The organism is Anaerocolumna aminovalerica (assembly GCF_900115365.1).
Classification (GTDB): Bacteria; Bacillota; Clostridia; order Lachnospirales; family Lachnospiraceae; genus Anaerocolumna; species Anaerocolumna aminovalerica.
The window spans coordinates 1-14,836 of the sequence record NZ_FOWD01000063.1; the positions used below are offsets into that span (position 1 = coordinate 1).

Annotated in this window: 12 protein-coding genes; all 12 read left to right on the plus strand. The window is 33.2% G+C overall.

Features of this window, described 5'->3' with window-relative positions:
- Positions 1-746 precede the first annotated feature (746 nt).
- Positions 747-1,181, plus strand: coding sequence for a DMT family transporter (locus tag BM183_RS19715; RefSeq protein ID WP_091689206.1), 435 nt, complete (start codon positions 747-749; stop codon positions 1,179-1,181).
- A 141-nt stretch (positions 1,182-1,322) separates the two neighbouring features.
- A complete protein-coding gene (locus BM183_RS19720) occupies positions 1,323-2,111 on the plus strand; it encodes a helix-hairpin-helix domain-containing protein (protein WP_091689208.1) in 789 nt (262 codons plus the stop codon).
- 74 nt (positions 2,112-2,185) lie between these two features.
- Positions 2,186-2,875: a response regulator transcription factor gene (locus BM183_RS19725; protein ID WP_091689210.1), complete on the plus strand. Its 690-nt coding sequence runs from the start codon at positions 2,186-2,188 to the stop codon at positions 2,873-2,875.
- Between the two features lie 25 nt (positions 2,876-2,900).
- Positions 2,901-4,301: a sensor histidine kinase gene (locus BM183_RS19730; RefSeq protein WP_242961066.1), complete on the plus strand. Its 1,401-nt coding sequence runs from the start codon at positions 2,901-2,903 to the stop codon at positions 4,299-4,301.
- Positions 4,302-4,327: 26 nt separating this feature from the next.
- On the plus strand, positions 4,328-5,296 hold the full coding sequence (locus BM183_RS19735; RefSeq protein WP_091689214.1) for a GerMN domain-containing protein: 969 nt from the start codon (positions 4,328-4,330) through the stop codon (positions 5,294-5,296).
- A gap of 13 nt (positions 5,297-5,309) precedes the next feature.
- Positions 5,310-7,775: a DNA internalization-related competence protein ComEC/Rec2 gene (locus BM183_RS19740; RefSeq protein WP_170848094.1), complete on the plus strand. Its 2,466-nt coding sequence runs from the start codon at positions 5,310-5,312 to the stop codon at positions 7,773-7,775.
- 305 nt (positions 7,776-8,080) lie between these two features.
- Positions 8,081-8,683, plus strand: coding sequence for a hypothetical protein (locus tag BM183_RS19745; protein ID WP_139221564.1), 603 nt, complete (start codon positions 8,081-8,083; stop codon positions 8,681-8,683).
- Between the two features lie 143 nt (positions 8,684-8,826).
- The gene (locus BM183_RS19750; protein WP_091689220.1) at positions 8,827-9,816 is read left to right on the plus strand and encodes a diaminopimelate dehydrogenase; all 990 of its coding nucleotides are present in this window, start codon (positions 8,827-8,829) and stop codon (positions 9,814-9,816) included.
- Positions 9,817-10,170: 354 nt separating this feature from the next.
- A complete protein-coding gene (locus tag BM183_RS19755; RefSeq protein ID WP_091689222.1) occupies positions 10,171-11,676 on the plus strand; it encodes a methyl-accepting chemotaxis protein in 1,506 nt (501 codons plus the stop codon).
- A 60-nt stretch (positions 11,677-11,736) separates the two neighbouring features.
- Complete coding sequence (locus tag BM183_RS19760) at positions 11,737-12,753, plus strand: 3-oxoacyl-[acyl-carrier-protein] synthase III C-terminal domain-containing protein (RefSeq protein WP_091689224.1); 1,017 nt, start codon at positions 11,737-11,739, stop codon at positions 12,751-12,753.
- Positions 12,754-13,156: 403 nt separating this feature from the next.
- Positions 13,157-14,416, plus strand: a complete 1,260-nt coding sequence (locus BM183_RS19765) for an LCP family protein (protein WP_091689226.1) — start codon at positions 13,157-13,159, stop codon at positions 14,414-14,416.
- A 234-nt stretch (positions 14,417-14,650) separates the two neighbouring features.
- The coding region (locus BM183_RS19770) for a transposase family protein (protein ID WP_170848095.1) at positions 14,651-14,836 on the plus strand (186 nt) is incomplete at its 3' end.

The window sequence follows — 14,836 nt, forward strand, 5'->3', positions numbered from 1 at the left end:
AGTTTATAACAAATTCAGTAAACAGCTTTGCCTCACTACGTAATTGAACTCAAAAGTGTTAATTGGGCCTTCGTAATGACTCTTAATAAAGTAAATTAGATAACGTGGTGTATAGGATAAATTTTGCGTCATCCGGCCGAGAAGGCTGCTGATGGCCGACTAGAGACTCAGTGACAAGTATCGCCCTCTGCGATACTTGTCATGCGCTTTGAGGCTCTACCAAGGCCATGCCGCACGAGGGTAAGGTAGCAAAATTTATCCTATACACCACGTTATCTTACAAAATATAAATTGAGTCATTATGAAGGCCCAATTAACACTTTTTGAGTTTTTTACATAACTTCAGGGCAAAGCGTACGTGCATTAGTAAACTAAATTTTTATTTTGGCATTAGCGATAATTTCTTTCGGAAAGTGTGTAAGCTCCAGAAGCCGTATTGCATTTTTAGTTGTGGCAGCACCTTCATGTATTTTGTATTCAAATATAATATAATTTTCCTGAAACTGTTCACAAAAATGGTAACTATCATATAATCCGCCTAATAGTTGGGTTAATTCAATATCATGGGAGGCTACAATATTTTATACGGATAAAGTCATATTTATTTTATCTGCTATTCAATTTACAAGTAAAAGCTCCATCAGTCTTTCCATATATTTAATTACATAACAAACTGAATACCTTCCAAAATCCTGTCAAAAATATAAAAGATTACATGTATAACTATAGATTGGAAGGTGATTTTTATGATGGGTTGGATTATTGCAATAATATCCGGAGCATTAATGAGCATTCAGGGAGTATTTAATACAGGTGTTACAAAGCAGACCAGCATTTGGGTATCCTCTAGCTTTGTACAGATTTCCGCATTTGTTGTATGTATGGCAGCCTGGTTTATTACAGGAAGAGAAAGCAGTTTTGGAGCATTATTAAAAGTAGACAATAAATATATGCTTCTAGGTGGTGCCATGGGAGCTTTTATAACCTATACGGTTATTAAAAGCGTAGATACCCTAGGACCTGCAAAAGCCATTATGATTATTGTAACTGCCCAGTTAATTGTGGCTTATGGAATTGAGTTACTAGGTATCTTTGGGATAGAAAAAGTAAAGTTTGAATGGAGAAGGTTAATTGGTCTAGTACTGATTATTGGAGGTATTATTACCTTTAAGTGGGAGTAGTGCTTACAATTTTCTTACAATGAAAATTCTTTCTAAGTTCCTATTGTAATCAATGGATTTATTCGGTAGAATAATATCATACAATTAGTATTGAGGATACAAATTGCTATAGCCTTTTCTGAAATCTAAAGGGAGACATTTATGGATAGAAGAAAAAGGTTTAAAATTATTGCTATTTTTATATTTATTTTAGCAGCCGGTACTATTTATAGTTGTACAGGCACTAAGAAACAAGGATCAGAAATACTATTGCTCAATCAAGTAACAGAATCTTCACAAGATCGAGGCGTGGCAGAATCTATACAGGATGTAAATTTTGGGGAATCTTCACAGGATCAAGTGTCACAAGCGTCTTTAACAGCAGATGAATCCCAGGTTCCCTTACAAAGCCCAAAAGATAATAAAACTCTTCCGGTTTCAGAGGATGAAAATTCGTCTGAGCAGAATAAGGAAAAGAGCATACATTATATTTATGTTCACCTTTGCGGAGCTGTTAAGAAGCCGGATGTTTATAAAATAGATGAGAACACACGATTAGTGGATGTAATTGTATTAGCCGGAGGATTAACAGAGGATGCTGCCGGAGATTTTGTCAATCAAGCATCACTTTTAGAAGATGGGCAACAGATATATATTCCTACAAAGGATGAAGTGAAAGAAAAAACACCCATGGAGTTTATTGCCAGTGAGCCTTCTCCGGATAAAAAAAGTAATAATAGCACGGAGAATAGTAATGGTACCGTTAATATTAATACTGCTTCTTTAGAAGAGCTTATGACCTTATCAGGAATTGGTAAGGCAAAAGCGAAGAGCATTGTAGACTACAGAGAGACACATAATGGTTTTAAATCCATTGAAGAGATTAAGAATATTGATGGAATTAAAGATGCTGTCTATAATAAGATAAAAGCTTCTATATCAGTAAAATAGTTGTGTCTGAACAAAATATAAACAGCATGGAATTAGTAAAATAAAGAATAGAAAATTATAATGAGGTGATAAAAGTGGGGAAAAAAGTACTCGTAGTGGATGATGAGAAGTTAATAGTGAAAGGGATACGTTTTAGTCTTGAACAAGATGGTATGGAGGTAGACTGTGCCTATGACGGTGAAGAAGCTTTGGAAGCCGCTAAGAAAAAGGAGTATGACGTAGTATTATTGGACGTTATGCTTCCTAAATTAACCGGTTTTGAAGTGTGCCAACAGATACGAGAATTTTCCAGCATGCCTATTATAATGTTAACAGCCAAAGGCGATGACATGGATAAGATACTTGGTTTAGAGTACGGTGCAGATGATTACATTACAAAGCCATTTAATATTCTGGAAGTAAAGGCACGTATCAAAGCGATTATGCGCCGCAGTTCCAAAAAAGGTGCTGAGGCTTCTGCAGCAAAAGTTGTTACCCATGGTGGCCTGAAAATTGACTGTGAAAGCAGACGGGTTTATGTTAATAATAAAGAAGTAAATTTAACCGCTAAAGAATTCGATCTACTGGAATTATTAATATTCAATCCAAATAAAGTTTATAGCCGTGAGAATCTTCTCAACACTGTTTGGGGATATGATTACCCTGGTGATGTAAGAACTGTTGATGTTCATGTACGTAGATTACGTGAAAAGATTGAAGATAATCCTAGTGAACCAAAATATATACATACAAAATGGGGTGTCGGCTATTTTTTCCAAGATTAGAGAAAAATTATGGTTTTTAAGAAGTATGAGAGTACAAAGTATAGTTATTGTATTCTTAGTAGGTATCATACCTATCTTGTCTGTATCCTGGAGTTTGGTACAGACTTACAATCAAAAGGCTGTAAGTCAGAGAATCAGTGAATTGCAAAGACAGGGTAATTCTTTGGCTAATCTGTTACAGTCCACAGGATATTTAACAAATAAAGATATACCTGAAGTAAATACAGAGATTTCACAGATTGCGGGAATCTATGAAGGACGAATTATTATCGTTAATAATAGTCTTAATATTATTAAAGATACTTATGGACTGGAAGAAGGCAACACCTTAATTGCAGAAGTAGTAATTAAAACTCTTCGAGGTACCAATGCTCCCATCCATAATAAGAACAGAAATTATATTGAGATGACTATACCAATCACCCATAATACAACAAATACAACAAAAGAGATTATGGGTGTTATTGTGATGATTTTCTCTACAAAAAACATTGTGGCCATCTCGGACATGCTATCACAGAAAACTCTTGTTTTGTTCATAACTATGGCCATACTAATATTTGTGTTTGCATTTTTCTATAGTTCTGTTTTAACAAAACCTCTAAAAAGATTAAGAGGTGCCATTGGACATTTAACAGAAGGATATATGGATGAGGAGATCTCTATCAGTGGATTTTATGAAACAGATCTTATATCCAACTCATTGAATCAAATGCTCTTAAGAATGAAAAACCTTGAAAAATCAAGACAGGAATTCGTTTCCAATGTTTCCCATGAATTAAAGACTCCTTTAACTTCCGTAAAAGTTTTAGCTGATTCTTTGTTAATGCAGGAAAATGTGGCACCTGAATTATATCGGGAATTCTTAGTGGACATAGCAGAAGAAATTGAACGTGAAAGTAAAATCATCAATGATCTATTATCCCTGGTTAAATTAGATAAAACAGCCAGTGATATGAATATTTCATCCACAAATATTAATGATTTACTGGAATCTGTTTTAAAACGTCTGAGGCCGATAGCAAAGAAACGTAACATTGAGCTGGTATTCGAGAGTTTTAGACCTGTAGTAGCAGAAGTAGATGAAGTAAAACTATCTTTGGCAATTTCTAATTTAATTGAGAATGCTATTAAATATAATGTGGAAGACGGCTGGGTTCGTGTTTCTTTAAATGCGGACCATAAATATTTTTACGTTAAAGTAGCAGATTCCGGAATTGGTATTCCTGAAGATGCACAGGATTTTATATTTGATCGTTTCTATCGTGTGGACAAGGCACGTTCCAGAGGTACAGGAGGAACCGGTCTAGGTTTATCCATTACCAAGAACGCCATACACATGCACAAAGGCGCAATCAAAGTATACAGCAAAGAAAATGAGGGAACTACATTTACCGTTCGTGTTCCACTCAATTATATTGCTTAATCCTTTATTAAGGAGGTTTTAAGAAAATGTTTGAAGTCAACCACAAAAAAAATTGGAAAACATTATGTATATTCACGGTTCTATTAGTTCCCTTTATTGTTACCGGCTGTGGAAATAAAAATAATAAAAAAAATAATAATGTTTTGAAAGAAAATATTAAAAAAATATATTACGTTGATACCAATGAAACAAAAATTGTTTGTCAGGAATATACACCTGTATCCAAAACAAAAGAAGATCTGGTGGATGAATATTTAGAAGCTTTAAGTCAGGAGCCAAAAGATATTACTATGAAAAAGGCACTGCCGGATAATGTTCAAGTAGAGGAACGTTTCTTTAATGAAGACGGCAGATTAACACTTAATTTTGATTCTGATTATAAGAGCCTTACAGGAATATCCGAAGTATTATGCCGTGCTACCATAGTAAAAACCTTAAGCCAGATTGAAGAAGTGGAATATATTGAATTCAATGTGAATGGACAGCCCCTGATGGGGCCCAATGAAAAACCCATTGGTTTCATGGAAAGCTCGGATTTCATTGATAATACCAGAGCAGAGAATGTATTTGTAACCATGTATTATGCAAATGAAACAGGAAAAGCACTGGTTTCTTCGAATTTAAAAATATCCTATGACGGTAATCGTTCCATAGAACAACTAATCATCCAACAATTGATATCCGGTCCTGAAGTGATTGAAGGACCTCTTGAAAAAGAAATGAAGAAAAGCATTCCGGATGGTACCGAATTATTAAAGGTTACTACAAAGGATGGAATCTGTTATGTGGATTTTAATGACAAGTTCATGACCAAAATTCAGGGGGTAGAGGATGAAGTTGTTATTTATTCTGTGGTAAACTCTCTTGTTGAATTATCCGGTATAAATAAAGTAAAATTCTCCATTAACGGAGAAGTAAAAAAGAATTATGGGGATGGAATCCCATTTGAAGGTCTATTTGAAAGAAACCTAGAAATAGTGGAAGGCAGCAAATAAAGGGGAGATGGGTTTGAATATAAGAAGACCACTTGTATGGCTGCTGGCTTTTTATATAGCAGGAATTGCTCTGTATAGAGTCAGCAGCATATCTATAGTAGTCATAGCAATACTATTATGTATTTTGGTTTTAGGGCGGCTGTTACTTCTTAAATGTAAAAGAAGGGAAAGGCTTAGCAATTTTGGATTTATTCTGGGATTTCCCATTCTTTTCATCTTAGGATACAGTCTTATGAACCATCAGATAAAACCAAATAAAATGGATCAGGTATTTGAAAATAGCATAAAGGGTACTGTGTATGGAAAATTACAAAGCCTTGAGGATAAAGGCAGTTATGTAGTATTAACGTTAATTGATAATGTAATTGACCCGGATACTAACCATATAAAGAATAACCTTAAGAAAGTATCCTTAAAGCAGAATGAAGTTTATGATTCTGTAAAAGAAGCTGATACATATCAAAGTAAAAAAATAAAAGTCTATACATCTGAAAATTCTAATTTTAAAATCGGTAACATCTTAGAAATATCCGGAAAAATCGAAAAATTTCAAAAAGCAACAAATCCAGGACAATTTAATGAGTATGAATTCAATAAAATCCAAAAAATTGATTATAAGATAAAAGCAGAGAATATAAAGGTAGTTGATGGCCGTTATTCCTGGTTTTTTCAAACTTTACATGATATTAAGAATAAATTTATACAGGTTTATGAACAAATCCTGCCACAAAAAAATGCAGGTCTCATATCGGCTATGATTTTAGGGGATACCTCAGGTTTGGATAAGGATATAAAGGACTTATACCGGGAAAATGGTATATCTCATATTCTGGCTATATCCGGTCTTAATGTATCTTTAATAGGAATGTCATTGTTTCATTTACTGCGTAAATTACGAATTCCTAACTTTATTGCAACCCTGTTGTCAATCTTTTTAATTTTTTCTTTTGGAGTTCTGACTAATTTTAGTGTTTCCACCAATCGGGCTGTGGTAATGTTAATAGTATTTATGTGCGGAGGAGTGATTGGAAGAACCTATGATTTGTTTTCTGCTGCTTCTCTAAGTGCTTTAATCATATTAATAAACTCTCCCATGGAAATCTATAATGCGGGATTCTTATTATCTTTTACTGCAATCTTAGGTATGGCTCTTATATATCCAATACTTAAAAATATTCTAGGGAAAAGGAATAAATTAGTGGAAGCATTCTTGTTGACATTGAGTATCCAAGTTATAACATTACCTGTTATGTTGTACTTCTTTTATGAATTTCCTCTTTATTCAATTATAATTAATCTTATTATTTTACCCTTGTCTTCTTTAATTGTGCTGATTGCTTTGGTGGCAGGTCTGGCAGGATTTATAGCCATTTCACTTGGATCATTTATTATTGGAGGAGCTCACTACATCCTTAATTTTTATGAAGCAGTATGCCGTTTTGGAGAAAAGTTGCCTGGTAGAATGATATTAATCGGAAGACCGGATTTATGGCTTTTGGCTTTTTATTACTTTATATTAATTATTTGGATTCTTTTGAATACAGAATTAGTGCGTAAAAAAACAATAATACTGCTGTCGTTTCTATTATTAATATTTGTTAAACCTAAAAATGTTGATTTGGAAGTGACATTTATTGATGTGGGACAGGGGGACTGTATATTCATGAACAGTCCTGAGAATGTAACCTATTTAATTGACGGAGGAAGTTCTGACGTAAAGGAGGTAGGAAAATATAGGATAGAACCTTTTCTTAAATCAAAGGGAATCTGGAAAGTAGATTATGTTATATTGACCCATTTGGATACCGACCATATATCCGGTGTATTGGAACTTATGGAGAGCAGTAAGAATGGCAGTTATGAAGGAAACATAATTATAGGTCATTTAATACTTCCTGATGTACAGGAGAAAGATCAAGAGTATATGGATATTGTTACATTAGCAGAAAATAAAGGAATTAAAGTTCTATACATACAAAAGGGAGATATTATAAAAGAGAAACATGTAACAATCACTTGTTTAAATCCCTCACCTGATGCATTACATGCAGATAATGCTTCTTCGGTAGTTTTAAGTGTTAACTATGGTGATTTTAATATGCTCCTAACCGGAGATCTGGAGGGGGAAGGTGAAAGACAAGTATTGGGTATCCTAAATGGTACTTCATCACTATTATCACCAAAGGATAAAGATACGGATGAAATTATAAATGAACCCATAGAAGTAACTAAGGATTATGATGTCTTAAAAGTGGCACATCATGGTTCAAAGAATTCAACTTTTGAAGAATTTCTATCTGTTATTAAGCCGGAGTGGGCTATTATCTCATGCGGCTATAACAACCGGTATGGTCATCCCCATGAAGAATTGATGGAACGCTTGTTAAATATAAATAGTAAGATTCTGACTACCCCAGAAAAAGGAGCAGTGACTTTGATAATAAATAAGGAGTTGATTCTGTTTAAATGCTTTAGTTAAACAGATAATTTGGTTATCCAAGAAGGAATAGATGCCACGTACATAGTGGCAAGATGTAAAGCAGGTAAATGATCCGGTTCCTTATTATGTCTAGATGCTTGATTTTATCATTAAAATTATATATTATTAATTGTAATATAGTAGTTCTCCATGTAAGGAATTAAAAGGATGTAAGGGTATAACGAGACCTTGCTATCGTAGAGAATTATGGTGAGTAATGGTAGACAAATAAGGAGAAGGTTACATGAAAATATGTGAATATTGCGGAACAAAAGTAGAAGATGATGTTTTACAATGTCATAACTGTGGTTCAAAGTGAAAATAAAAAACCAAATAAAAATACTTTATCAGATTTGGAAATATTAGCATTGGATTCTCATCCAAAAATTTATGGGGATTATAATGATGCAGAGATTTTTTGGAAAGGTTATAAAAAAGTTGCAGTAATTAATACAAATCAAAAGAGCCATTACGAAGATAAGTTGTTACTCGTAGCAACTAGTGATAAAAAAATAATTAGTGATATAACCATTAATTTTTCATATTCTGATGAAATAAAACATGAGTTGACCGTAGATAAGATTTTAAAAGTTGTTTGTGAATATATTCCTTATGAAATTCTAGAAAAATATTATACGTTTTCTAAATCATTTCATGAAACATATAAAGAAGGAAAAAAATATGAAGCCTATCATTATGTTATGTCCCTTAATAAGGAAGGCAAAGCTGCTAATGTAAGTGGTGATTATCTTCTCTACGATAAGTTTGCCTTTAAAATAATACATAGAAATGATGATGACTGGATTGCTGAAATAAATCGTTCAGCATATAAAGGAAATCACGAAAAAACCAGTGCCGACGTATACGAAGTAGAAGATTGGAAAGTAGATTTAAGCAAATATAAATAGAAAAATGAGGTTCTGTACGAAAAAGGATGTGAAAGTATAACCAATAAGACATTATTTTAAATTAAAAGTTTACACAAAAGAAAAAAGCAAATAATATAGATATATATAAAATAGTTTTAAACAAATATAAAGGTGGTATAGTAATGCAAAAGATTAGAATCGGAATTGCAGGTTATGGTAATTTAGGGAAAAGTGCAGAACTTGGAATCAGGCAAAATGAAGATATGGAACTTGTAGGAATTTTTACAAGGCGCAATCCATCTTCTATTAAAGTGGCAACACAAGGTGTAAAAGCCTATCCTATTGATGAAGCAAAGAATATGACAGATAAAATTGATGTTATGATATTATGTGGAGGCAGTATGTCTGACCTGCCTAAGCAAGGACCTGAATTCGCAAATTGCTTCAATACAGTGGATGGATTTGATACTCATGCTAAAATACCGGAATATTACTCTGAAGTGGATAAAGCGGCAAAGGCTGGTAAACATGTAAGTGTTATATCAAGCGGTTGGGACCCGGGAATGTTCTCCATGAACCGATTAATGGCGAATGTGATTTTGCCGGAAGGAAATGATTATACTTTTTGGGGAAAAGGTGTCAGTCAGGGCCATTCTGATGCAATCAGAAGAATAGAAGGGGTAAAGAATGCAAAACAATATACGGTACCTATTGAAGATGCAATAGAAAAGGTAAGAAAAGGAGAAAATCCGATCCTTACTGCAAGAGAAAAACACCTTAGAGAGTGTTATGTTGTGGCGGAAGAAGGAGCAGATAAGGCTAAGATTGAAGAAACCATTAAGAATATGCCAAATTATTTTGCTGAATATAATACAATTGTACATTTTATTTCAGAAGAGGAATTAGCGAAAAATCATAGTGGAATACCTCATGGGGGATTTGTAATCCGCAGTGGAAAAACCGGAATGAATAAGGAACATTCACACCTTATAGAATATAGTTTAAAGCTGGACTCTAATCCGGATTTTACTGCAAATGTATTACTTGCCTATGGAAGGGCCGCATATAGGCTTAATAGAGAAGGTGTATCCGGTGCAAAGACCGTATTTGATATAGCTCCGGCGTACCTTTCCATAAAATCAGCAGAAGAATTGAGAAAGACTTTATTATAATTATATAATGGTGGAGCAGGGCTTCTTTAAGTTACATTTGCCTGTTAGAGAAATTAGGACGTGTTGCAGAACTAGCATTTTTAGTTAGGCTGTAATACATCCTTTTTTTGATTGAGAAGACCTTTGCCTAAGTATATTTCTTTTCGTTGAGAGGTTGAGGAATTGGGAAGAGCCTGATTTTTATCAACTCTTTTTTAAAAGTATGAATCCAAAGTATTAAATTTTAACAATTGGAATAAAAATCAATATGGAATTTGACCTATATATTTTTTTAGAATAATTTGGTATAATGGAAATTATTTATATTATGAAGAATAAAAAATATCCAAATGCAATAAGAGGAAGGGGTAACATATGAATACAAAGGATGAAAAGCTTAAAATTGAAATGCAGCAGAATATTATTGCCACAAAGGTGCTATGGATATCGGTGGTGTTAGGAGTGATTTGTAATTATTTTGGAGGTTCTCCCACTGAGGTTATAATTGTTTTGTTAAGTTTAGGTGCTTTTGTTGCAATCCTATTCACCTTTATATCCATTAAAAAAGTATTTATATCATGGGCAAAATATTTAGCCTTTGGCGGATTGATTTTACACGCTATTATAATTACACATGTAGATCCTAGATTAAATAGTGTTTTTCTATTGTTTTTTAATCTTATTTTCATTAGTTTATTCTTAAAGAAATCACTTATAATTTTTACTTATATAGCCAATATTATTATGATATTTGCATTTTATTATATATACGGAGAAAGTATGTTTAGTGGATATAATAACATGCAGGGTTTGTTAATTATCTTATTTTACATGGGTTTAGGCTGTGTTATATTATATGAATTGATTTCACATATTATTAAATTACAAAAAGATACGAAAGAACAATATCTTGAAGTAGAGGAAAGTAGTAGCTTTCTGCATAATATATTAAATCGTATCTCTGATTCAGTTCAATTCTTAAATAATTTCAGTATTCAAGTGAAAGAAGATATGGTTTTAGCAGCCAAAGCTTCTGAGGAGATGAGCGCTTCTTTCAGTGAAGTAGCAGTTAGTACAGAAGAGCAGTTGTCCAGTGCGGAATCAATTAATAAATATATGGATATTAACTATCAGCATACAACAACCATAGTAGATGCTTCAAAAGAGCTGAAACAATTGGCCGTTGACAATACAAAATTAATTGACAGCGGTAATGAAAATCTCCATCAAATGGCTGATAAAATTAGCATGTTAGATGAAATTATTAATGAAACTGCTGAGCTAATGAAGGAGTTTAACAATCAGAATAAAAATATAGAAGAGATATTAGTGAGTATTAAAAGTATTGCCGGACAGACTAATCTGTTATCTTTAAATGCAAGTATTGAAGCGGCCAGAGCAGGGGAGCAGGGAAAAGGATTCAATGTAGTGGCAGATGAAATCAGAAAATTAGCAGAAAGCAGTGCAGAAAGTGTTGAAATGATCGGACAGATTCTTAGCAAGGTAATCAGTAAATCGTCAGAAGTAGCGGAAAAGATTTATTTTGGACAATCGGTAATGGATGAAAGTCAGCAATATACCAATTTAACAATAGATAATTTTGAACAAATATCGAATTTTAATTCCCATGTTTCAGAGCATATTAAGAATATCTATGATAAGTTATATGATCTTAATAATAATTCCAAGGTAATAGCGGATCAGACCAAAGAAATTACCACTTCTACCGGCAATATTAATGAATCTATTACTGGTATTGCAGCTAATGCAGATGGACAGAATCAGCAAATGCAGAATATATCAAAGAATCTAAATGAGTTAGAGGATCTCATAGAAGATCTTACGAACTTAACGAAACAGTCAATACATATTAAAAAGTAATTTTTACAGAACTTGTTACATTAAATCACTGAGATGATAATATAACTAAGGAGGAATAAAATGAATAAGGGAATTGTTATGAAATCGGTTGGTATATACCATCCGGAGAAAAAGATAGGAAATGAATCTTTTATTAATCATTTTAAAAATATGGATGAAACTTTAGGGGAGAGAGTTTCTCATTTATTGACTCATCTTGGAAGACAAGAACGGTATATCGCTGATTTCCCAAATGAAAATGTAATTACTATGGCAATTAATGCAAGTAAATCTGCAATAGAAAAGGCAGGAATCGATCCGCTGGAATTGGATGGTATTATATTTAGTACCGATACCCCGGAATATACCTCCCCATCAAATGCTATTCTGCTAAGAGATGCACTTGAAGCTTCAAATGCACATACTGTTTATGATCTAAATGCTAATTGTGTAGGTATGGTGGTAGCAGTGGATCAGGCACAAGCACTCATGAAGTGCAATAAAAGATTAAAGAAAATACTGGTAGTTGGATCTACAATGATTCATCACTTTGGTTTGGAAACCGATCCCATTACATATGGTGCCCTTGGTGATGCAGCTGCAGCAGTAATTTTAGAAACAGTAGAAACAGATAAGCAAATAGGATTTATAGACTCCGTTTATGCAACCAGAACTGATTTGCGGGATTATATTCTTATGCCGGAATGTGGAATGTCCAATATTTATGATTCTTCCATACCGGAGGAAAAGAAACGTTGGAAATGGCAGCCCTTTGACACGGAAGAACCGGAAAGCCGCTGCGGTGAAATTATTAAACAAGTCTTAAATGAAAATGGTTTTGCAGTATGCCAAGCAAATATGATATTTATGACCCAATTTTCGGAGGATGCAATTAAAAATGTATCCAATGCTCTTGACTATCCGTTGGAGCAGTTTAAATATGTAGGAAACCAATATGGTTACACAGGAACCAGCAGTCCATTTATGGCCTATTATCACGCAATTACACAAGAACAGATCAAGGAGAATGATGTAGTTGTCTTTTGCAGTGTGGGTTCCGGACTAACAGCAGCATCTTTATTATATATCGCGGGTTAAGTAAGCAAACTACCTTTTTGACATTGAAATAATATAGAAGGACCTTCCAAATATCATATATATTAAACGAAGGTTCTTTTTTTGAGAACCGCACAGAAATATGATTCTATGATAAATGAGAGTCCATATGGAGAAGCTATCAAGAAGAAGCAATCGGAGAACTAAAAATTGAGGATACTCAGTTGAAAATAATTTGATAAAAATATTTGTTTAAAAAGTGTTAATTAAAAGAAAAAGTTGTAAAAATAGGAATTTTTATTGTCTTTTTTTATCACAAATCTTATATGTATTTTACATTTCTATTAATTTTTATATAAATATCTTTTATTTTTGTAATCTTGTGATATAATTGTTCAAGGCTACAGCAGTGCTAATATCATAAACATGTAGGAGAGAGGCTATAATGGATAAAGACGATTTTGGAAAAGATAAATATAAATCCAACATAGGAGATATGGACGCTAATAAATCGGCTAATGATTTAGACCAATTATCTCACAGGCTCGGTAATAAAATGGATGATTTTCAAGATGAAGAAACGTTTCTATATGAAATAAATAAATCTCTTGCAGATCAAGTAAGTGAGGAATTAGAAGGGGAGAGTGTTATTACGAAAGACAGAGGGACAAGCAAAAGAAAGAAGAAGAAAAATAAAGGTTTAAAGATTTTTGCTGCTGTATTTTCTGTATTTATGTTACTGATTGCATTTCTTGTATTTACGCCGGTGGGAAAAAAGCTCATCCTTAATATTGCAGGAAACTATATATACGGAAAATTAGATTATGAGGAAAACAAAGAAAAAGATAGAGAAAAACCTGTAAAACCTAAAGAGGAAGAACATGTAGTAAATATTCTTTTAATTGGAGTAGAAGAGATTCAGGGAGCTTCTAATACGGATTCCATGATTATTGCCACCATGAATACGAAGGATAAGTCACTTAAATTAACATCGTTAATGCGTGATTTATACGTTGAAATTCCGGGATATAGTAAAAATCGTCTGAATTCTGTTTATGCCAAAGGTGGTATTAATCTTTTATATGATACCATTAAATTAAATTTTGGTATACAATTAGATGGATACGCCAAGGTAAACTTTAGCGAGTTTGAAGATATCGTAGATATAATAGGAGGTGTTGAGATCACCCTTACTGAAAAGGAAGCCTATTATCTGAATACGACCAACTATATATCAAATCCGGCCAACCGAAAAGTAGTTCCTGGTAAACAGCTCATGAATGGTAATCAGGCATTGGGTTACAGCAGAGTGCGTAAGGTATCTACAGGTACAGAAAACAATGACTTTGGAAGAACTCAAAGACAAAGAGCAGTACTTAATTCCATATTTGACAAAATAAAATCCAAAAATGTAATAGAACTGGGGTTATTGATGAATCAAATTTTAACTGAAGTAAAAATTGAAACAGATATTACCCAGAAAGAGTTTAATGATTATTTGGAAGAAGCAGTTAGTTTAAAAGTAACCCAATTAGAAAATTACAGAATTCCTTCAGATGGTAATTACAAAAATACAAAAGTTCAAATGGGAAAATATAAGCAAGATGTATTGGAACCAACGGATTGGGATGCTACCAGAACAGAACTTCGTAAATTTATTTATGGAGATACAATAAGTACAGTAGAAGTCAAACCTGCAGAATAATGATTTCTGCCATGTGAAAAAGTGGTACTATCACCAAAGTGGTTTGAAAAATAAAATATTGATATAACATAAGCACCTGTATGTTTATAAATGTTTTTTGGTTCTATAATAAATGTTGGGGTATGCAAAAGACATACTTCCAACATTTTATTTTTTATATTAAAATGCATCTATACGAAGCCTCTAAGTAAATGCACGTCGTCCAAACAAACATTAAAAGGAGGTTTTCGATAGATGCACTCTCATTGTACCAAAAATCTACTGAATTTAGAAGATGTTTTTATTAAGAAAGTGGTTCATGCAGATCATTATGTTAGGATATTCATCGAAACCAATCCTACCATACAAACCTGCCCCCATTGTGGTGCTCAGACCAAACGTATTCACGATTACCGCTATCAGGAGTTCAAGGATCTCCCT